This is a genomic window from Methylocella sp., assembly GCA_037200525.1.
Classification (GTDB): Bacteria; Pseudomonadota; Alphaproteobacteria; order Rhizobiales; family Beijerinckiaceae; genus Methylocapsa.
On record JBBCGG010000001.1, the window covers coordinates 3,634,857 to 3,656,198 of the forward strand.

General features: G+C 59.2%; 16 protein-coding genes. 9 read left to right on the plus strand and 7 right to left on the minus strand.

All coding sequences use genetic code 11. The features are described 5' to 3' along the window. The first annotated feature begins 14 nt into the window (after window positions 1–14). Window positions 15–509, plus strand: a complete 495-nt coding sequence (locus WDN46_17975; protein ID MEJ0095216.1) for a cupin domain-containing protein — start codon at window positions 15–17, stop codon at window positions 507–509. Window positions 510–549: 40 nt separating this feature from the next. Here WDN46_17975 and astB read toward each other — a convergent pair whose 3' ends face one another. The 5 genes from astB to WDN46_18000 all read right to left on the minus strand — a co-directional run bounded on the left by astB (window position 550) and on the right by WDN46_18000 (window position 8,854). Further along, entirely contained in the window at window positions 550–1,911 is a 1,362-nt protein-coding gene (astB, locus tag WDN46_17980; protein MEJ0095217.1) for an N-succinylarginine dihydrolase, read from the minus strand. Between the two features lie 25 nt (window positions 1,912–1,936). Then, window positions 1,937–2,626, minus strand: a complete 690-nt coding sequence (locus tag WDN46_17985) for a hypothetical protein (GenBank protein MEJ0095218.1) — start codon at window positions 2,624–2,626, stop codon at window positions 1,937–1,939. Between the two features lie 135 nt (window positions 2,627–2,761). Then, on the minus strand, window positions 2,762–5,926 hold the full coding sequence (locus tag WDN46_17990; protein MEJ0095219.1) for an efflux RND transporter permease subunit: 3,165 nt from the start codon (window positions 5,924–5,926) through the stop codon (window positions 2,762–2,764). A 3-nt stretch (window positions 5,927–5,929) separates the two neighbouring features. Next, window positions 5,930–7,069 carry an efflux RND transporter periplasmic adaptor subunit gene (locus tag WDN46_17995; protein ID MEJ0095220.1) on the minus strand — a complete coding sequence of 380 codons (1,140 nt, stop codon included), beginning with the start codon at window positions 7,067–7,069 and terminating at the stop codon, window positions 5,930–5,932. A gap of 120 nt (window positions 7,070–7,189) precedes the next feature. Beyond that, window positions 7,190–8,854, minus strand: a complete 1,665-nt coding sequence (locus WDN46_18000; protein MEJ0095221.1) for an efflux transporter outer membrane subunit — start codon at window positions 8,852–8,854, stop codon at window positions 7,190–7,192. A gap of 370 nt (window positions 8,855–9,224) precedes the next feature. Between WDN46_18000 and WDN46_18005 the strand changes: the two genes are divergently transcribed. Continuing rightward, on the plus strand, window positions 9,225–10,397 hold the full coding sequence (locus WDN46_18005; GenBank protein MEJ0095222.1) for a patatin-like phospholipase family protein: 1,173 nt from the start codon (window positions 9,225–9,227) through the stop codon (window positions 10,395–10,397). Between the two features lie 39 nt (window positions 10,398–10,436). On the opposite strand, the gene WDN46_18010 is transcribed toward WDN46_18005, so the two are convergent. Beyond that, window positions 10,437–10,928 (minus strand): hypothetical protein, encoded by a 492-nt coding sequence (locus tag WDN46_18010; GenBank protein MEJ0095223.1) that lies wholly within the window; start codon window positions 10,926–10,928, stop codon window positions 10,437–10,439. Window positions 10,929–11,087: 159 nt separating this feature from the next. On the opposite strand from WDN46_18010, the gene rfbC reads away from it, so the two are divergent. The 4 genes from rfbC to rfbA all read left to right on the plus strand — a co-directional run bounded on the left by rfbC (window position 11,088) and on the right by rfbA (window position 14,529). Next, window positions 11,088–11,660 carry a dTDP-4-dehydrorhamnose 3,5-epimerase gene (rfbC, locus tag WDN46_18015; GenBank protein MEJ0095224.1) on the plus strand — a complete coding sequence of 191 codons (573 nt, stop codon included), beginning with the start codon at window positions 11,088–11,090 and terminating at the stop codon, window positions 11,658–11,660. Further along, window positions 11,657–12,724, plus strand: coding sequence for a dTDP-glucose 4,6-dehydratase (gene rfbB / locus WDN46_18020; GenBank protein ID MEJ0095225.1), 1,068 nt, complete (start codon window positions 11,657–11,659; stop codon window positions 12,722–12,724). Before rfbC ends, rfbB begins: the two co-directional genes overlap by 4 nt. Continuing rightward, window positions 12,721–13,596, plus strand: coding sequence for a dTDP-4-dehydrorhamnose reductase (rfbD, locus tag WDN46_18025; GenBank protein MEJ0095226.1), 876 nt, complete (start codon window positions 12,721–12,723; stop codon window positions 13,594–13,596). Before rfbB ends, rfbD begins: the two co-directional genes overlap by 4 nt. A gap of 63 nt (window positions 13,597–13,659) precedes the next feature. Further along, window positions 13,660–14,529, plus strand: coding sequence for a glucose-1-phosphate thymidylyltransferase RfbA (gene rfbA, locus WDN46_18030; protein ID MEJ0095227.1), 870 nt, complete (start codon window positions 13,660–13,662; stop codon window positions 14,527–14,529). Window positions 14,530–14,613: 84 nt separating this feature from the next. On the opposite strand, the gene WDN46_18035 is transcribed toward rfbA, so the two are convergent. Next, window positions 14,614–15,792 (minus strand): polysaccharide biosynthesis/export family protein, encoded by a 1,179-nt coding sequence (locus WDN46_18035; GenBank protein ID MEJ0095228.1) that lies wholly within the window; start codon window positions 15,790–15,792, stop codon window positions 14,614–14,616. Between the two features lie 366 nt (window positions 15,793–16,158). On the opposite strand from WDN46_18035, the gene WDN46_18040 reads away from it, so the two are divergent. The 3 genes from WDN46_18040 to WDN46_18050 all read left to right on the plus strand — a co-directional run bounded on the left by WDN46_18040 (window position 16,159) and on the right by WDN46_18050 (window position 21,276). Next, window positions 16,159–18,456 carry a glycosyltransferase gene (locus WDN46_18040; GenBank protein ID MEJ0095229.1) on the plus strand — a complete coding sequence of 766 codons (2,298 nt, stop codon included), beginning with the start codon at window positions 16,159–16,161 and terminating at the stop codon, window positions 18,454–18,456. 97 nt (window positions 18,457–18,553) lie between these two features. Beyond that, window positions 18,554–19,636 (plus strand): hypothetical protein, encoded by a 1,083-nt coding sequence (locus WDN46_18045; protein MEJ0095230.1) that lies wholly within the window; start codon window positions 18,554–18,556, stop codon window positions 19,634–19,636. 89 nt (window positions 19,637–19,725) lie between these two features. Beyond that, window positions 19,726–21,276, plus strand: a complete 1,551-nt coding sequence (locus tag WDN46_18050; GenBank protein ID MEJ0095231.1) for a hypothetical protein — start codon at window positions 19,726–19,728, stop codon at window positions 21,274–21,276. Window positions 21,277–21,342: the final 66 nt, after the last annotated feature.

Sequence of the window (21,342 nt, forward strand, 5' to 3'; positions counted from 1 at the left end):
AAGGAGTAACGACCATGACTGTCGCGAATATGCAAAAACCCGTCGCCCTCGAGAACACCAGCGAGACCACCTTTTCGCACGTTAAGGAAGGCGACACGGAATTCCGTTCGGACGGATTGCGCGATTTCTTCGTTTATCGCGATCTTGGCATCGCCGAAGCGACCAAAGGCAAAGTGATCGCGCAACTCGTCCGCGCCAATAAGCCGCCGACTTACGGCACCGGATGGCACCGGCACATCGCTGATTTTCACATCGTGCTGATGACCAAAGGCTGGGCCAAATTCATGTATGAGGACAAAGTGACCTTGGTCGAGGCGGGCGATTGCGTCCATCAGCGTCCGGGCATCGTCCACTATCTTTTCGATTATTCGCCTGACATGGAATATCTGGAGATCACCGGACCGGCCGACTTCGGCACGGTTGGGGCGCCCGCGCCCGTCGGCGCAATCGTGCCTCCGGTGACTCCCTGGGAATCAGATGATACCGAGCGACCTTCGCGTATTGGATGAGGCTCTCCACGTGTGGTAACGGCGTGCGGTCAGATTTGGCTTAGGCGCGGCGCGGCGAAGCCAAATCTTTTTGAAAATCATAGATCGGGCCGAGGTTTAGAATGCCGGTCAATTCGTCCAACGCCGCGCGGCCTTCCTCCATCAGCGCCGGATCGCCGAGATCGGCGCTGGCGAGGCGGTCGCGATAGCGGCGGCGCACCCAATCTTCGAGGCGAGCGAGCAGCGGCCCATCAAGGAGCGCGCCCCCGCGCAAGGCGCCTCGTTCCGCCTCCGTCAGCACGACGCGAAGCCGCAGGCAGGCCGGCCCTCCCCCATTCCACATGCTTTGCTTTAGATCTGCGAAGACGAGCTCGCTAATGGGCGATCCGCCTGCGATGAGGCTTTGCGCAAAAACCAGAGCCTTAGGCGATGCTTTGACGTCCTCCGGCAGGATCAGAATCATCTCTCCCGAGCCGCCCGGGCGCGTCACCAGCTGACTGTTGAACAGATAGCTTTGAACGGCTTCGGCCAAAGGCACATCCGCTTCCCGGACCACGATGAAAGAAGTCTCGAAAGGGCAAGCCTCGCGGATCGCGTCGAGGGCTGCGACCCCTTTCTCGAAGGCGAATTCATGCGCAAGCAAAACCGGACCGTTTGCGACCGCCGCAACATCATTATGGAAGGCCCCCGCGTCGATCGCCTTTTGCGCCTGCTGCACAAACAAAGTTTTGGCGTTATCCAGCCCATGCAGCCGCGCGACTGCTCTCGACGCTTCAAGCGCCTGCCGCGGCTCGAATCGGCGCGAAGGCGGCCCGCTCTCGAAGGCGGATCGTCCAAACACAAAAACCTCAACCCCCGGCTCGCCATGCGACGCGGATAGCCTGCTGTGGTTGGCCGCCCCTTCATCGCCAAATTTTCCGCCCCCGGGCAGCGGGTCATGGACCATGAATTTCGCCGGATCGGCGAAAATGGTCCGAAACGCCCGCGTCGCGAAGGTGCTTTCAAGGGACCGGTGAAACATGCTCGATAAATTGGCGGGCGTAATGTGCAGGCTCCCGTCCGCCGTATCGGCGCTTGGCGAAACCGTTGCCGCATTAGCCGCCCACATCGATGAGGCGGACGACGCGTTGACGACGAGCGTCCGGTCAACTTTCCACGCCGCCTCGAGCGCCTGCGCGTCGGAGCCCGAAAAACCGAGGCCCCTCAAGGTCGGCATGTGCGGCCTCTCGTGCGGCGGCAAAATGCCTTGGGTCACGCCAAGATCCATCAAAAGCCGCATCTTCGCCAGACCCTGGAGCGCCGCCGCGCGAGGATTTGAAACGCGCCCGCGATTCTCAATCGATTTGACGTTGCCTTCCGAAAGGCCGCCAAAATTGTGGGTCGGTCCGACCAGTCCGTCGAAATTGATTTCCTCAGCGCTCATTCCGCGCCCATCTCTTCAATCCAGCTCACGCGTCGACGTCGACGAGGTTCTCGCGATGGTGGCCGACGAACGCTTGCAGAGCCGCGCGGCGGGCTGGATCCTTCAAAACCTCAATATCCATCTCAACGGACATAATCTCTCCATTGGCCCGCACGACTTTGACAGGCCCCGGTTGCAACAGCGCCGCGATTTCGCTGCGCTGCCGGCGGCGAGGGATATAAAAGAAATCGCAACAGCATTCGCGATCCGACAATGCGCCGGGCCGCGACGGGCAATAGGCGCACAGTTCGATAAGAAGGCGCGCATCCTCCAGCAGTGGCTCGAAGCCGGCTTTCAGGATGGACGCCCGCGAGCCATGGTTCTGCGGCGTTATCGCGGTCAGAATCTGCGCCTCGGGATCGACGAGCGCAATGACCGCGGCGATGCGTGCGCGAACCAGCAGTTTTTGCAGGCCAAAGCCGCGAACCTCGGGAGCGACGAGGCAGCTTCCCATCTCGAGCAGGGGCGGCGTTCGGTCGCTCAGCATGAACACAGCCGCAACGGCAATCTGCCGCCGATCGATGCGCGCCGCATAAAATAGCCCGGCCTCAATCGCGCGGCGATAATCGCCAACGGGGCGAGGCAGCAGCCTCTTGTCGGCGGCAAGGCGCAAAAAATCCAGAACCTCCGCGCTATCGGCGGGACCGGCGTTCTGGATGATCGCTCTCACGCTCATGCCGCCTTTCGCCCCCAAGAACAGGGTGATTCGGATCGCCTCAGTCTGGAGAGACTGTGGTTCTTATTTGTGTCTTTCAGGGCATAATACTACCCAAACCGTCCGTAATTTTTAGATGGCGCCCATCGCCCCCAATCAGTCGCTCGCAGCCGGCGCGGCGACAATGGTTGGCGCAGGCTTCTTTTTCCGCTCTTCAAAACGCTGCAGAAGGACAAAGAAAGAAGGCACGAAAAGCACCGCGAGGCAGGTCGACGCGATCATGCCGCTGAACACGCTGATGCCCAGCGAGCGGCGGGCGTTCGCCCCTGCCCCGGTCGCGGTAACGAGAGGCACGACGCCAAGGATGAAGGCGAAGGACGTCATCAAAATCGGCCGGAACCGCATGCGGGCGGCGTTCACGGCGGCTTCGAGGATCGGCTTGCCGTCCTTGATGCGCTGCTCGCGCGCCACCTCGACGATCAGAATGCCGTTCTTGGCCGAAAGCGCGATCAGCAGCATCAGGCCGATCTGCGTATAGAGATTGTTCGCGACGCCGAGGCCGGTCAAGGCGATGACCGGACCCAGCAGAGCGAGCGGCACGGCGGAGAGCACCGCCAACGGCAAGATCCAGCTTTCATATTGTCCGGCAAGGACGAGATAGACGAGGAGGAGCGAAATGGCGAAGATATAGATGAGCTGATTGCCGACAAGCTTCTCCTGGTAGGACATGCCGGACCATTCGAATCCCGCGTCCTTCGGTAAGGCCGCGTTTGCGATTTTCTCCATTGTCGCCATCGACTGGCCGGAGCTGAAGCCGCGCGCCGGCGACCCCACGACCGTCGCGGAAGGATATAAATTGTAAAGCGTGATCAGCGGCGGAGCCACCTCATGGCCGATATAGGCGACCGAGCTGATCGGCACCATCTGCATGTCCTTGTTGCGAACATAGAGATTGAGAATGTCCTCCGGCTGCAGCCGGAACTGCGAATCCGCTTGCGCGTATACCTGATACGTCAGGCCGAATTTGTTGAACTGGTTGATGAAGGTCGAGCCGAGAAACGTGCTGAGCGACGAGAAGACGTCGCCGACCGAGACCTTCAAAGTCTCCGCCCTTTCGCGGTCCACCGTAACGCCGACATGAGGCGCGCTGGGATGAAAGGTCGTGAGCACCCGCTGCAACGACGGATCGGCAGTCGCTTGCCGGACGATCTGCTGCGTCACTTCATCGAGCTGCGTATAATTCTCGCTGCCGCCGCGGAGTTCGACCTGCATCTGGAATCCGCCCGCCTGGCCGATGCCCGGAATGGGCGGGGGAACGAGCACGACGCCGCGGCCGTCCGGCAGACTATTGAGCTTGCCTTGAATATGTTCGAGGATTGACAATAGATCCTGCCCCTTGGCCTTTTCGCGATCGGCATAGGATTTGAAAATGACGTATTCGACGCCGGCGTTGGCGAGCGTGGCGTTGTTGTCGAGCACGGACTGGCCAGAGATGGCGACAACGTTTTCAACTCCCGGCGTCGCCTTGGCGATCTCCGTCGCAAGGCTTAGCGCGGCGGTGGTCCGCCCAAGCGCCGCCCCATCCGGCAGTTGGACGGCGATCATCGCATAGCCCTGGTCGTCATTGGGAATGAAAGCCGTGGGCAAACGGCCTATTCCCCAAAATCCCAGCCCCGCCAGCGCAATTGCGATGAGGACCATCGATCCGGAATGGCGCACCATCCTGGCGATGAGGCCCGAATAGCCATCCTCCATCTTTTGATAGACGAAATTGAAGCCGCGATAAAACAGGTTGCGCTTGTCGGGCGGGGTCGACTCGCGCAGCCAAAGCGCACATTGCGTCGGCTTCAAGGTCGCCGCGTTGATCGCGCTGATCAAAGCCGTGACAGCGATGACCAACGCGAATTGGGCGAACATCTGGCCGGTCAGGCCGGGCATGAAAGCGGCGGGTACGAACACGGACATCAGCACAAGGGTGATGCCGATGATCGGGCCGAATAATTCATCCATCGCTTTGATCGCGGCGTCATGACCTGACATGCCGCGCTCAATATATTTCGACACGCCTTCGACGATGACGATGGCGTCGTCGACGACAATGCCAATTGCGAGCACGATGCCGAACAGGGTCGAGAGATTGACCGTGAAGCCGAGCGCCGCCATGCCGGCGAAGGCGCCTATGATGGTGACGGGCACCGTCGTCGCCGGCACCAGCGTCGCGCGAAAATTCTGTAAGAATATGAGGATCACGATGAGCACCAGCACGCCCGCCTGATAAAGCGTGGTGTAGACCTCTGAGATCGAATCCTGGACGAAGATCGTGGTGTCGAATGGGATGCTGTAGTGGAGACCCTGCGGAAAATGCGCCGCGAGCTGATCCATCTTCGTCTTGACCGCCTTCGCGACGGCTATCGAATTGGCCTCGGGCGTCTGGAAGATTGCGATGCCCGAGCCTGGACGGTCGTTAAGTTTGAAATCTTGCGAATAAGTCTGAGCGCCAAGGTCGACCCGAGCGACATCCTTCACTCTGACGAGGCGTCCGCCCTGGGCGGTCTGATCCTTTATGATGATCCCTTCGAACTGCGCCGGATCGTCGTAGCGGGAGCGAACGTCGATGGTATATTGAAAGTCTTGATCTTTCGGCGCGGGCGGCATGCCGACCTGCCCCGCCGCCACTTCCTGGCTCTGCTCGCGCACGGCCTCCATGACGTCCCTCGGCTGGAGGCCGAAGGAATAAAGCTTCCGCGGATCGAGCCAGATCCGCATTGCGTAATTGCTGGCCCCAAATACGGTGACGTTGCCGACGCCCGGCAGACGCGACAATTCGTTGACGAGATTGATCGTCGCGTAATTGCTCATGAACAGGCTGTCATAAGTCCCATCGGGCGAATCCAAGGTCACGATCTGCAGGATGCCGGTATTCTTTTTCTGGATCGTCACGCCTTGCGACTGCACCGCCTGCGGAAGCTGGGCCATCGCGCTGTTGACGCGGTTCTGCACAAGCACCTGGTCGATGTTGGGGTCAGTGCCGATGGCGAAAGTCACCGTCAGCACATAGGTGCCATCGGCGGCGCTGGTCGACTGCATATAGAGCATCTTGTCGACGCCGTTGACCTGCAGTTCAATCGGCAATGCGACGGTGTCGACCACTGTCTGCGGGCTCGCGCCGGGATAACGCGTCGTGACCTGCACGGTCGGCGGCACGACGTTTGGATATTCGGAAACCGGCAGCGTGTAGAGAGCAACGCCGCCGATAAGGACGATGATGATCGCCAGCACATTGGCAAGGACCGGATGCTCGATGAAAAATTTCGATATCATGGCCTAGGGCCCCACTGCGTCGATGCTCGTCAGTTTGGGGACGACCTTAAGGCCCGGAGAAACGCGCCAAAGGTCGCCAACGACAACGTGGTCGTCAGGCTCGAGACCGGAAGTGACGACGCGCAAATTGCCGACCTGCTCCGCCGTCTTAACGTAGCGTTGTTCAACGACGTCGTCCTTGTTGACGATCATCAGATAAAGACCGCCCTGATCTTCGCCGACGGCGCGGGCCGGGACCAGCAAGGCTCCCTGCGCCACATGCCCCTTCGGCAGGCGCATCCGCACGAACAAGCCCGGCAGCAGATTGCGATCGGGATTTTTCAGAATGCCGCGAACCTGCAAGGTGCCGGTCGAGGGGTCAAACTGCGGCGACACAAACTCGATGACGCCGCGGTAGGGAAAGCCGGTCCCGTTCTCAAGGCCTACGTCGACCGGGATCTTCAGGAGTTCGGCCGGATTGAGCCTACGCTGATTGAGATTGGCGCGGATTTCGAGAACCTGCTGCTCGCTCAACGTCGCCGTCACATAAATCGGATCGAGCTGATTGATTTCGGCGAGCGCCGTCGGCTGACCCGCCCCGCCTACGACATTGCCGGGGTCGATGAGATGCTTGCCCATCAGGCCGTCGAAGGGCGCCCTGACTTCCGTATAGCCGAGATTTAAGTTCGCTATATCGATCTGCGCCTGGGCGCCGAGAATGCCCGCCTCCGCCGCCGCCCTCTGGTAAACCCACTTATCGACCTCGGTCGCGGTCGCCGCATTCTTATGAAACAGCGCCGTATAGCGGACAACCTCGGTCTTCGCATAGGACAGCGCCGCTTCCTGGGCATCAAGTTGCGCCTGCGCTTGTTGCAGTTGCGCCTTGTACTGATCCTGCTGAATCGTGAAAAGAAGATCGTTCTTCTTCACCACCGCGCCGTCCGCGAAGTGAATTTTGTCGAGATAGCCCTCGACGCGCGCAATCAGGTTGACCGCGTTGGCGGAAGCAGCCGTGCCGGTAACTTCGACATAATCGGTCACGGACTGAACCTTGGGCGTCACCACTGGAACCGTCGGCGGAGCCGCCGCCATGATCATCGCCTGATCCGCCGCCGCTGCCGGATGACTGAAGCCGATGCAACTGCCGCAGCCAGCCAGAGCCATCGCCAATGCTAGCGCCCATTTTGGCGGCGACAGGTCCGCCGGAGAAACTCCGGTCCTACCCCCCCGCTGTGTTCCAATCGACCTCGGTTTCATGGCGGAACGCCCTTTTGCCAAAAGACTCTAAAATTCCGGCGCCCGAACGGTTGGGCCTTCATTCTCCGGCCCCGGCAGCCCGGGTTGGGGCGCAGCCACGGCTGGCGCTGGCGGCGGCGGCGCGCCCGCCGGCGGCAAGACGTTGCCCCAATCTGTCCGCGCCCGCATTTCCGCATTTGTAGCCGGCGGCACGAAATCATTGCCCTCGCGAATTTGCCAACCGCCGCCGAGCGCCTTGTAGACAGCGGTCAGCCCGAGCGGAATATTGGCCTCGGCGACCACGAGGTCATCCTCGGCCGTGAGAAGATTCTGTTCCGAGGTCAGCACGGAAGTGAAATCCCTCGTGCCCTGCTGGTATTCGAGGATCGATATCCCGAGCGCGCCATTGGCGGCGGCGACGCTCCGGCGAAGCGCCTCCACCTCGATCTTCGACTGCAAATAGGTGGAGATGCCGTTCTCGACGTCCTGCTGCGCCTTTAGGACGGAATTCTGATAGTCGACCAGATCCTGCTGCAATGTTGCGTCCTGCAAGCGCACATTGTTGGTGATCTGGCCATAGTTGAGGATGTTCCACTGGAACGAGGGGCCGAAGGAATAGGCGAGCCCCGCCGGCGTGAAAATCTTGCTGAGGGGCGTGCCGTTAAGGCTGCTCGCCGAGCCGCCGATTCGGCCGGTCAGGCTGATCGCCGGATAGAGATCGGCATCCGCGACGCCGATCTGGGCGCTTTGCGCTGCGGCTTTCAATTCGGCCGCGCGCACGTCCGGCCGGCGGCGCAGTAGATCCGCCGGAATGCCGACAAAGACCTTGTTCGGAGCGGTAGGTATTTTGCCGGTCGAGCGCCCGAGCAGCGAATCAAGGGGTTCCGGGGTCATGCCGAGCAGAACGCGCAAGGCGTTCTGCCCCTGCTGCAATTGAATCGTCAGCTGTGGAATCGTCGCCTGCGTCTGCCCCAGCACGTTCTGCGCCTGATAGACGTCGAGCTTCGTGGCCGTGCCGCCATGAAACCGGTCGTTGGCTATAGTCAGGGCCTCTTTCTGGCGTTTCACATTGGCTCTGGCGATGGCGATCTGTTTTTCGAGACTGCGGATGCCGATATAGGTCGAGGCGACATCGCCAAGGAGAGTTACGAGAACATCGTCGTAGGTCGCGATTGTCGATAGATAAGCGGCGTCCGCTGATTCGACCCCGCGACGGAATTTGCCCCAGAAATCCAGCTCCCAGGTTGCGTGAGCGGCGAGCGAGGACTGCCAAAAATTACTTAGCGAGCTCTGCGGATCCGCCGCGGCGTCGGCATGGCTCGGCCGGTTGTAAGTTGTCGTGCCCACGCCTTGCTGCTGCTGCGGATAGAATTCGCCGATGGCGACGCCGAGTTGGGCCCTTGCTTCAAGAACCCTCGTTCCGGCGCTGAGCAAGGTGAGATTTTGATCGTATGCGATCTCGATAAGGCGATCGAGCGTCGGGTCGCGGAACACCTTCCACCAGTCGCGGTATTCCTGCCGCTCCGAGTCGACGGCGCGATTGTGCGCTTCGAGGTATTTGGCGGCGATCGGAGCGGCAGGCGGAACGAAGTCGGGGCCAACTGCGCATCCCGCCAAGGACGAAACCAGCACGCCAGCGATCGCCCGGCGCACCGCCGCGTCAATCTGGCGAACCGCGCCGGGCCTACTCGCGTCAGCAAAAGCGCGGCTCAAGAAACCGCCGCCTACCGCCAAGCGCCAGCCGGCTTTAGCGGGCTTCCGCGAACCCTTTTGTCGGAGACTCTGGACATGCGTTTGAAGCACAGAATCACGGGCCCGTTTATGAAATTTACATTGATTGACAGATACCATGAAAGGGGTTCACTAGGCTGTGATAGATTGGCCACAATTCCACGAAGTTTAACGGGAGTTCAGACGCCCCAACGAACGAGCCGTTTGACCGTTAATCGATCATCGCCTGCTCCGGCCTGTTTCCCGCTCGCCGATATCCCTTGGGAGCGCGAAGAGCTAGAATGGACTAAGCGCCGCGCTCGCCGCGCGGGTATCCTGCTGCAGATGCGACCGCTTCGATAAGGATCAATCCATGACCATTTCGCCGCCGCCGAAGCTGAAGTCCCACTTGGCGAAAGAACGCCCGCCATTCGAACGCATCGCCCTTCTGCTGCAAGGCGGGGGCGCGCTCGGCGCCTATCAGGGCGGCGTCTACTCAGCGCTGTTTGAAGCGAATATTCATCCCGATTGGGTCGCCGGAATATCAATCGGCGCATTCAACTCGGCTATAATCGCGGGTAATCCGCCGGAGCATCGCGTAGCGCGACTGCGCGAATTCTGGGAGGCGATCACAGCTCCTCCTTTTGGAATTCCCGGTCTGAAGCCCGCCGCAATCAAGGGCGATTACGCGCACAGCCTCTTCAATCAGTTTCGCGCGATGGGAATTCTGCTCAGCGGCGCCCCGGGGTTCTTCAAGCCTCGCCTGCCGCCGCCGTTCCTCAGCGCGCCGGGAACGGATGAAGCCTTGAGTTATTATGACGTCGGCCCGCTGCGAACCACGCTCGAGCGCGTGGTGGATTTCGACAGAATCAACGCGGGCGCCACGCGGTTGAGCGTTGGAGCCACTAATGTTCGCACGGGAAACTTCGCCTATTTCGACACCACGACCCATGAGATCCGAGCGGAGCATATCATCGCCAGCGGCTCCTTGCCGCCCGGCTTTCCGCCGACCGAGATCGAGGGAGAATATTATTGGGATGGCGGCATCGTCTCCAACACGCCGCTGCAATGGGTGCTTGACAGCCACCCTCGCAAAGACACTCTCGCCTTCCAGGTCGACCTCTGGAGCGCGCGCGGAGAAATGCCTCGCGATCTCGCCGAAGTCGATTTACGCACTAAGGAGATTCGGTTCTCGAGCCGAACCCGGCAAGGCACCGACCAGTTCAGAAAATCCCAGCAGCTCCGCCGCGCGGCGAGTCGCCTGTTGAAGCTGCTTCCCGGCGAACGGCGCAATGATCCAGAGTGGCAATTGCTTGCGGCGGAGGCGGATGAAAAAGTCTACAATATCGTCCATCTCATCTATCACGCCAGCAGCTATGAGAACTCTTGCAAGGACTATGAGTTCTCCCGGTTGTCGATGGAGGAGCATTGGCGCGCTGGATATAATGACACCATTCGCACGCTCCGCCATCCGGAGGTGCTGCAACGTCCCGCAAACGAAGAAGGCTTCAGCGCCTTTGATCTCGCGCAAGACGGGCGCGAATAGGCGTCCTAACGCGGCGGCCGCAACTTTGATATCCGCCGATCAGATTTCGATGACGCCGACGCTGGTCTTGTCTCCGCCGGCGTCGAGAATCCAGGTGCGGTCGCGAAACGATACATAAAGACGCTCCTGGCCAAGCGCCGCGCCGAGCTCCATCGCGAGTTCGTTCAGCATCGCCTCGATCTCAGTATCCGGCAGATGCCCAAGATAAGCATGCACCGCCTCGCCCGTAAAAATCGCCACCGGCTCGCGGTCTGAGCCCGCGGATCCGTCGGACCGGGGCCACGCATAGGTCACCTCGCCTCTGGTGAACATGCCGGATAGCGCGGGTCTTCCCGCCCCGACGCGGCGGCTCATCCAACCGCGCGCCGTGCGCACGGCCTCGGATACGTCATAGACGCGGCCCTCCGCGTCCCAGCCTTCGCGCAGGCCGACCGTAATCTTGAAATCGCGACGCGGGCCGATCGAACCGGGGACGATCGCATAGTCGGGAATAATTGGCGGCGGACCGCGCCGCGCACCGCTGTCGCTCATGTTTCAATTCCCTCCCGCATGCGAGGGCAGCTTCCGCTCCCGGCGAGGATGCTATGTTGAAAAAAGGCTTGCGACTTTGTAGCGTGACGCCGGCGACAGAACAACCAAGGCGGCCTGCGCCCCTAAACCTTGCGCCCCTAAACGCGGAGACAGCGTGGCATGGATATCAAAACGACTGCTCTGCCCGGGGTTTTGCTGTTAAAGCCTCGGCGTTTTGCTGACGCGCGCGGTTATTTCGTTGAAACATTCAACCAGCGCGCATTTGCGGAGGCCGGAATCGAAACGCGGTTCATCCAGGATAACCAGTCGTTTTCGGTCAAAAAAGGAACCATCCGGGGCTTGCATTTCCAATTGCCTCCCGCCGCTCAAACGAAGCTCGTCAGAGTGCTGCGCGGAAGCATTTTTGACGTCGCAATCGATCTGCGGAAGGGTTCGCCCACATTTGGGCGTTGGACAGGCGAGATCTTGACCGCCGCCGAGGGGGAGCAGCTGCTGATTCCGCGCGGCTTCGCGCATGGGTTTTGCACGCTGGAGCCCGACACTGAAGTATCCTATAAGGTCGACGATTTCTACGCGCCGAAGTGCGATAGCGGCATCATCTGGAACGACCCGACATTGCAGATCGACTGGCCGATCGAGCCGGCCTCGGCTGTTCTCTCCGACAAGGACGCCAAACTCGGCCTCTTCAAGGATTTCGTCACGCCCTTCCAGTTCAAGGATAGCGTTGCATGAGCGAACCCAAGCGCATTCTCGTCACCGGCGGGGCGGGCTTCATTGGCTCGGCGGTGGCGCGGGAGATCATTTGGCGGACGCCGCATTCGGTTCTTATCATTGATAAGCTGACCTATGCCGGCAATCTCGATTCGCTGGAACCGATCGCCGCCGACCCGCGCTATTCCTTCATCCGCGCGGATATCGTCGACGCCGCAAAAATGCAGGAGATTTTCGCGGCCTTCAGGCCCGATGTCGTGATGCATCTGGCCGCCGAGAGCCATGTCGATCGCTCGATCGATGGTCCCGGCGAATTCGTTCAGACCAATGTCGTAGGGACTTTTACGCTGCTTCAGGCGGCGCTCGGTTTCTGGCGCGCCCTGCCGGCGTCCCAGCAGACAGCGTTTCGCTTTCATCACATCTCGACCGACGAGGTTTTCGGCTCGCTCAGCGATGATGGTTTTTTTGACGAAACGACGCCGTACAGCCCGAACTCGCCCTATTCAGCATCCAAGGCCGGCTCGGACCATCTCGTCAACGCCTGGCATCACACTTATGGGCTGCCGACCGTCATCAGCAACTGCTCCAACAATTATGGCCCCTATCATTTTCCCGAAAAACTAATTCCCTTGACGATCATCAATGCGGTCGAGGGGCGTCCGCTGCCGGTCTATGGAGCCGGGGCGAATATTCGCGATTGGCTATTCGTCGAAGATCATGCCCGCGCCCTCCTCACCGTCGCCACGCAAGGCGCCATCGGGCAGAGCTATTGCATTGGCGGCCACAATGAAAAGACCAATCTTGAAGTGGTCAAAGCGATCTGCGCGCTCGTCGATGAGCTGGCCCCCGATGACGCGATCGGACCGCGCGCCGGACTTCTGACCTTCGTCAGCGATCGTCCCGGCCATGATTTGCGCTATGCGATCGATCCCAGCAAAATCGCCGCCGAACTTGGATGGAAGCCGCGAGAAACATTCGAAACGGGTTTGCGCCAGACGGTCGAATGGTATCTTTCCAACCGCACATGGTGGGAGCGCATCAGGTCCGGGGTCTATCGCGGCGAGCGTCTTGGGGTGGTCGCGTGATCCTCGTTCTCGGCGCCGGCGGCCAGCTCGGACAAGAACTCGCGCGGGCGGCGACGAAGAGGGCTATTCCTTACGTCGCACTCGCGCGCGCGGATCTCGACATATCCGATGCCGAGGCGGTTTTTCGCGCGCTGAAGGATAAGCGGCCGAGTCTGGTTGTCAACGCCGCCGCCTATACCAAAGTGGACCTCGCCGAAACCGAGATCGAGGCCGCGCGCCTTGGCAACGAAGTCGGGCCCGGCATTATTGCCTCGGCCTGCGCCGCGACGCAGACGCCGCTTATCCATATATCGACCGACTATGTTTTCGATGGCTCGAAATCAGGCGCCTATGTGGAAAACGATCCCGTCGCGCCGCTTGGCGTCTATGGCCGCACCAAAGCGGCTGGCGAGGAGGCGGTGCGCCGCGCCTTCGCCCATCACATCATTTTGCGAACATCCTGGGTCTATGGCGAGTTCGGCAATAATTTTCTAAAAACAATGCTGCGGCTCGCGAAAGACCGCGACGAACTGCGCGTCGTCGCCGATCAGCGCGGCTGCCCAACCTCCACGCGCGATATTGCGGATGCGATTCTTCGGATCGCGCCGCGGCTCATCGCAGACTCCGATGTCTACGGCGTATATCATTTCGCGGGAAATGGCGCGACGACCTGGCATGGTTTTGCGAGCCGCATCATCGCGGCGCAAGCTGAATTGACCGGACGCCGACCAAAGGTCACCGCCATCGACACTAAGGACTATCCAACCGCCGCCCGGCGTCCGGCTAATTCGGAATTCGATTGCAACCGTTTCGAGCGCGTCTTTGGGTTCCGCGCGAACGATTGGACGCAAGAGGCGGATGCGATTACCAGGCTGCTCATCAGCCAGGGCTAGGCGCGACGCGAAAAAAATTGGTTCGATGGAAATCGAAAAAGCTGCACAGAGAGGCGATCGACGATGCGAAAAGGGATCATTTTGGCGGGAGGCTCTGGAACCCGTCTGCATCCGTTGACTCTCGTCACGTCAAAGCAGCTTTTGCCTGTCTACGACAAGCCGATGATCTACTACCCGCTGTCGACCTTGATGCTTGCCGGAATTCGAGAAATTCTGATCATCACGACGCCGCAGGACCAAGCGGCGTTCAAGCATCTCCTCGGCGACGGACGGCAATGGGGCATCGCCCTCGACTATGCGGTTCAGCCCTCCCCGGATGGATTGGCGCAAGCCTTCATCATCGGCGCGGATTTCATTGCGGGACAACCCTCGTGCCTGATCCTCGGCGATAATCTCCTTTATGGTCACGGTCTGCCGGAGACGCTGCAACGCGCCAGCGCAGAGACCGCGCTCGCCACCATCTTCGGCTATTGGGTCGACGAGCCGGAACGCTATGGCGTGATCGAATTCGATGAAAGCGACGACGTCATTTCAATCGAAGAGAAGCCGCAAAAGCCGAAATCCCATTGGGCTGCCATCGGCATTTATTTCTACGGCGCAGACGTCGTTGATCTCGCTCGCACGCTAAAACCCTCGGCGCGCGGAGAATTGGAGATCACCGATCTCAACAATCTCTATATTCAGCAGAAGCGGCTGAAGCTTGAGAGGATGGGACGGGGTTTTGCCTGGTTCGACGCCGGCACGCATGATTCGCTGATGGAGGCCGCTGAATTCGTTCGCGTGTTGCAGCAGCGGCAAGGTCAGTTGATCTCGGCGCCGGAGGAGATCGCTTTCTTGAGCGAATGGATCGGGCGTTCGGATTTCGAGGAACTCGCCAGGAAACTCGGCAAAACCAGATATGGCCGGCGCTTGCTTGATCACTTCAGGGCGTGACCGAATAATCGATTGTGCGTCGCTTTGATATAATTTTCTCGGCGGCGCCACGTACGGAAAGTCAGCTTCTTTGGGCTCGCTTTCTTATTTGATATACGAATATCCGACTAAGCCGGTTACCGCCGGTCCTGAGAGCAGGCCGACGACCTGCATGATCTTCTGCGTATCCATGATCGGTGCGTTCGAAACATAGAGCAGGTCTCTGTTTTGAACGCGGAAACTCTGCGCAATGAATAGGCTGGCCGCATCTCGCAGGTTAAGTTTATAAACGACCGGCGTCACCTGATTATGCACGATGAGAGAGCTATCTGGCCGAAGCGCGCGAACGACGCTCTCTGGCTCGAAGCGGAAAATAAACACGCCGGCGGGGTCCGCCCGCTCATCAAGCAGGCCGCCAGCCTTGGCCAAAGCCTGCGACAGGCTAATGCCTTCGGCGTCAAACGGGATTTCGGCGTTCTTGCCCGTCGCGCCGTAGGCGATGAAAGTTTGCGGGTCCCGAATCAACGTCAAAACGTCGTTCGGACGCAAATAGATATTTTCTTTCGAATCTGAGGAAACGCGGGTCATGGCGACCCGAACCGTCTCGTCCCCTCTTGAAAGCTGGACATATGTTTCGTTGACCGGCGCGCGAATTCCGCCGGCTGTCGCGATAACGTCCATCACCCGGTCGCCTTTGACGCTCAAAGGCACGCGGGCTCCGTTGGCGACTTCGCCCGTTACCGTGACGCTGTTGCTGACCGACTTGGGGACGTTAATCAGAACCTGCGGCTCGATGGCTTTGCCAGCCAGCGCATGTTCGACGATCGTCTGAACGTCACGCGTGGTGCGGCCGGCGACGCTGACGCGGCCGGCATAGGGAACGCTGATGGACCCATCGCGGCCAACGATCTGATCCGGGATGGTCGCGCTCTTCGAGCCTGTGCTGAAGCGGTCAGTGGCGATCGGCGCGGAAAACAGGCCGCCCGCGCCAGCTTCCCAGATCGTCACTGAAACTGTATCGCCGATGCCGATGCGCGGTTCAACCGAGGGCCGATAGTCTCCGAAATGAGAGAGGAAACTATCCGGGCCGCGATGGCGTAATATCTCTACTACAGACGAATCGATGTCGACGGTTTCATAGCGCTGGATGCCGGGCGAAGCCGATTGATCGGCGATATCGTCCCTGCTTGGGCCAGACCCTGACAGGCTCGAGCAACCTGCGACGGCGAGTAAACCCGCAACGGACAGCAGAATGCGCGCAACGATCAGAGAAACATTCGGCATTCACAACCAACCCTGTGTCCGAGCGACCATTATCATTCCAGCCGGCCCAGAACCATCCCTCTCGCCAGCTTGGCCTAGCCTTATCAGAATTGTGTATCCAATAGGTCACAACAAAACGTTGCCGCTGAAAACCGGAGCCCGCCCAGCTTCAACCCAAAATGGGACGAGATGACGCCAGTTTTTGGACCAAATATAATGCTCCGCTAAAGCTGCCCCTCTATAACGCGGCCACGCAAGCCTGCAAAGCCGCGTCTTTGGTGGCTGAGCGCGAAAAAGCCGCGGATTCCCTCGCTCAGCGGCGAATAAAGTGGTTCATTGCCTCGCTCGGACTTTTCCGTCGAGGCTATGTTGCTGAAATTTCGAAATGTGAAAGCGCTTCTCCAGCCGGCAAGATGGTGGACTATCGCCCGCAGTCGGATTTTTGACCCGAATTGGTACAGAGCCGAATATCCAGACTGCGATGCGCAGGGCTGGAATCCTATCAGCCACTATTTGCTCGAAGGCGCGGCGCGAGGTAACCGGCCCCACCTCCTTTTCGACCCGGACTGGTATCAGCGCGTACGTGGAGCGTTGCAACGCGACCCCAATCCGCTCATCGACTACATAAAATACGGCGCAGACGAAGGCTTTGAGCCCTCGCCCTATTTTTCGGCGCCCTTTTATCGCAAATTTGCCGGCCACTTCGGCCGTTTGACCCCGCTCGGCCATTTCTTGGCGCATAGTCCGGCAAGCGGCGTTGCGCCAACGCCGCTGTTTGATCGCTCTTGGTATCTCGACAACAATCCCGATGTGCGACGCGCCGGCTTCGACCCGTTTCTGCACTTTGTCGCGTCCGGCGCGTGCGGTGGCCGCTCGCCGGGTCCGCTGTTTGATGCCGGCTGGTATCGGATGAAGAACGCCGATGTTCGAGATCAGGGTTTTGAACCCCTGCCCCATTATCTCGCCATCGGGGCTGCGGAAGGCCGCAATCCGCATCCGTTTTTTGATGCCGCATTTTACGTCGCCAGCGCTCATCGAGCTGGCGTCACGCAAGAAAACGCCCTCGCCGACTACGCAGAGCGCGGGCGCGATGAATGGCGCAGCACCCATGCGATTCTGCCTCCGCCCGCCTCGCCAGCGGCCTATTTTGAAGATTTCCCCTGGCGGAGGCCGGACGATTTGCCGGCCAAACCCGCAGCATCCTTTCGCCTCCTGATCGTCGACATCGCGGCGGCGCAAAAAGCGGATTATTGTCCCGCTGCGCAGCTTTTGGCGGCGCTCCAAACCCTGCCCGATCTCGACATTTATGTGCTGACCGATAGCGAAAGCGCTTGGATGCTAGAAGGCGTCGCCTGCCTTGATTTCGCGCATCCAAATATGGTTCTCCGCCACGCCGGCGTCGTGCTCGACCGTCTTTTTCGCAGCCTAAAATTCCGCGACCCAAATGCATTGGTGATCGAGATCCCCCCTACCACGGGTCGCATCGTCGAGCTATGCGCGGCGATCGGCCTGCCCTATCATGACGCCACGTCCAAGAGCGAAATCGACGTCGCCGATTGGGGCGAAATTCTGCAGCGTCGGATAGGCTATCGCGCGGCGCCGCGGCCGACCGTTTCCGTGATCGTTCCGAATTACAACCACGCGCATTATCTCGATGAGCGGCTCGGCTCGATTTTTGCGCAGCGCTTGACGCCGGACGAGATTATTTTTCTGGATGATGGATCAAGCGACGATAGCCTGACGGTCGCCAAAGCCTGGCAAGCGAAGTCCAGCGTATCCTTCGCGATCGTGCCGAACGAGGCCAACAGCGGCTCGCCGTTCAAACAATGGGCGAAAGGACTGTTGCAGGCAAAGTGCGATCTTGTCTGGATCGCCGAAAGCGACGATTCCTGCCACCCTGAATTTCTGGAGCGAATGGTCGCGAGCTTCACTGATCGCGAGATCGCCATTGCCTATAGCGATTCGCAGGTGACCGGCACAGAGGGCGAAATCCTCTCGCCGACTTATCGCTTCTATACCGACACGCTCGACGAGACGAAATGGCTGTCCGGATATGTCGAGGACGGCGCGCGCGAAATCGCCAAAGCGCTTGCGATCAAGAATACAATTCCCAATGTGAGCGCAGTCCTGTTCAAACGCTCGGCGCTTCAAGCCGTTATCGAATCAGTCCAAAACTTTCGCCATTGCGGCGACTGGTGGACTTATGTCGAATGTCTGCGCCAGGGAAAGATCCGATTCTGCCCGCAGGCCCTGAACAAGCACAGGCAGGAGCCTCGCGGCGTAACCCAGGATGGCGAGCGCGCCACCCACGCCGTGCGGGAGGCGCTGTCCATCAAGCGCTCGATTTTTGAGACGTTTCAATGTGAAATGCGCGTCGTTTGGCTGAGCCTCGCGCAGACCATTTTTGAATATGAAATTAGATCAAGAGCACTCATGAACGGACGGCTAGGATTCACGCAGAATCAAGAACTTATTGGATCAATTGACGAGCTAACGCAGCGGCTCGCAATGCAACGCTGCGAATTTCCCGACGACGCCTTGGAGACGGCGGTGTTTCTGCGCGTTTTGGCGGCGGTTTCTGTTGACTTGAGCCAAACCGAACGGGCTAATATTGTCGATTTGGTCCTTGAGGAGTTGAAGGAGGTGGCGAAAGCGATACAGTCTCGTTTTGCGTTGCTTTCTTGAGCGCTGCGGATTGCCTTAGAACTAGGGTTCTTTTGATGAGGCGCTGCGCTTAAAAGAACGACGGCGAATCGCTAATTCGGCAGCCAGAAAAAATGCAATGAGAAAAGCCATCCTCGTTCTTGGAATGCATCGCAGCGGAACGTCCGCGGTCGCGGGGGTGATGGCGCAGCTTGGCATCGCAGCGCCACTGACCCTGATGCCCGCGACCAGTGACAACGAACGTGGTTATTGGGAGTCGTTGCGACTTGCGGCACTGCACGACGAGTTGCTCGCCTCGGCGGGCGGCAAGTGGGACGACTGGCGCGCTTTCGACCGAGAATGGCATTCGTCTGCGTCTGCCGACCACTTCAAGGCCCGCGCCAAACCGCTGCTTGAGGAAGAATTCGGGAAGGCAGATTTGTTCGTATTCAAGGACCCGCGGATTTGCCGGATTTTGCCTTTCTGGACGACGGTTCTTGAAGAAATGCAAATCGCGCCGCTCGTCGTCATCCCAATCCGCTCGCCTCTTGAAGTGGCTCGGTCTCTCGCGAAGCGGGATGGGTTCAGTTTGGAAAAAGGCTTGCTGATCTGGCTGCGGCATGTCCTTGACGCCGAACGCGAGACTCGCCATTTGCCGCGCGCGATCGTGGCTATGGACGATCTTTTTGAGGATTGGCGCGGAGCGATGACAAAGATAGGTCGCCTGCTCGAAATTGAATGGCCAGCCTTCGACGAAACAATAGCGGTCGCCATCGATAATTTTATATCTCGCGATCTTAGACATCAGACCGCACCGACGGACGGGCTTCCTGCCATGTTCGCATGGACGATCAAAGCTTATGACGCCATGCTGGCTCTGCGCGATCAGCCCCGGTCGCGCCTGGCTCTCGGCGTCCTCGATGAAGTCAGCGCGACTTTCGAATTGGCATGCGCCTTCATGGGGCCCGCTTTCGCCGAGATCGAGGCGAAAGTCGCGCATGTCGGAGGCGAAGCAGCCTCCCTTCGCTCGCAGCGCGACGAATTATCCCGCAAGTGCGACGGTCTCGCGGCGCTATTGAATCAACGGAAACCTTCCCGCAACGGATTGGACAAACCTGTGCTAGAAGAGCGCTTGATAAATCTTGCGGCCAATCGAGAACGGGCGCAACGCAGACTCCAGTCTATTCAGGTCACGCTAGCCGCGGCCGCTACTCAGATTTAACGCGCAGGCGCTCTGGCGCGGGAGTCTTTCTGCGTCTTGACTAGCTCTGTGAACATGTGCTGATCAATTGAAGTCCAATGGGATCCTCGATGAAGCCACCTCGGAAAAAAGCCGACTCCGGCCGTTCGGAGGCCAAAGGTTTGAATATCAAGGCCGCAAACCACGAACAAACTCTCGTTTCCGGGGAAGTTGGAAACCCGCGAAATGACAAAACGAAGCAGCGCGAGACCGCGTCGCATCGTGAGTCCCGTATTTCCGAAGAGAGAAAAGGGTCGGGGCATTCTCATTCAGCGCTGAACGAAACCGAAAGCCCAAGCATAGGGCTCCCGCTTTCACCACAACATGACCTTGGCAGCGAATCAGATATGGGGACGGCCACCAAGGCAAGCCGCTCAAAAAAAGCCGCATCGTCTCGTCCTGAGGCGAAGAAGCAGGTTGAACATCTTTTGATTGCGCTGAACTCCGAGCGTTCGAAATCCTTGGCTCTCGCTAACATCTCTGAGTATTCCACCGCCCGTCTAAACGAACTAGAAACAGAGCGCATTCGTTTGGCGGGCGCATTGAGCGAAGCTGAAACGGAACTCGGCAGAACCGCGAGTCGCGCCACGGCCGCCGAGCAAGAACTCTCCCGAGAACGCGAACGCGAAGCCGACATTACCCGTCAGATTGATGAGACGAACTCGCTGTTGGGAGAGGTATTGCAGGCCTCCGGCGATCTTGAGGCCACATTGAACGAAATGCGGGCTCGACGCGCCGAAAATCAGGCCCGAGAAGCATCGCTGGAAAAAGCGCTGGAAGAAGCGGAAAGATCCGGTCAGGCGGCCAAAGATCGAATAGCCGACGCGCAGGCTCTCCTCTCAAGGGAACGGCAGCGGACGGCGGAGCTTAACGATACGCTGGCCGCGCTTCAAAATCGCCTTGCGATTGAGCACGAGCACATTTCCGCACTGACCATTCGAGCGGCAATCGCGGACGCGACCTCAACACGCGATCGATTGCAGACGGAAAGCCTCAAGGCGCTACTTGCGGCGACAGAATCCAACCTGGCCAAAGCATTCACGCGCGCGGCTCAGAGCGAAAGCGAACGACGCGTCGCACAACGCGAATATAACGAGCTAAATCGCGCCCTCGCGCACGCTAAAACAGCTCTATTCGAAGAGCAAGCCAACACGTATCAGGCTCGTCGGCAGGCGGAAGACGCCCTAGCCAAAGCTTTTGACTTGGAAGCGAAGTCGACCCATCTGGAACAAAACGCTCAACGCTTCGAAAATGAAGTTGAAGCTCTACGGAACAGTACATCTTGGCGGCTAACTGCGCCCTGGCGGGAAATTATGCGGCTACTGTCCCGCTTTCGTCGACTTGCTCTCGGCAAAAAAATCAATCCTCTGTTTGATCGCCAATGGTATCTGCAGCAATATCCAGATGTAAAAGAGAGCGAAATGGATCCCTACGACCACTATCTAAGGCACGGTGCGGTGGAAGGGAGAAATCCTAGTCCGCGCTTTGATACGTGCTGGTATCTGCAGCAATATCCGGATGTAAAAGAAAGCGGCATCAATCCGCTGATCCATTTTTACATCCACGGTGCCGCCGAGGGCCGCAAGCCGCTACCACAATTTAACGACGATCCGTTTATGTAGCTCACGTCCGTCCGTGCTGATTTACTTAACTTTTGTGCCGCGACGATTGTAGCGTACATAGAGCGA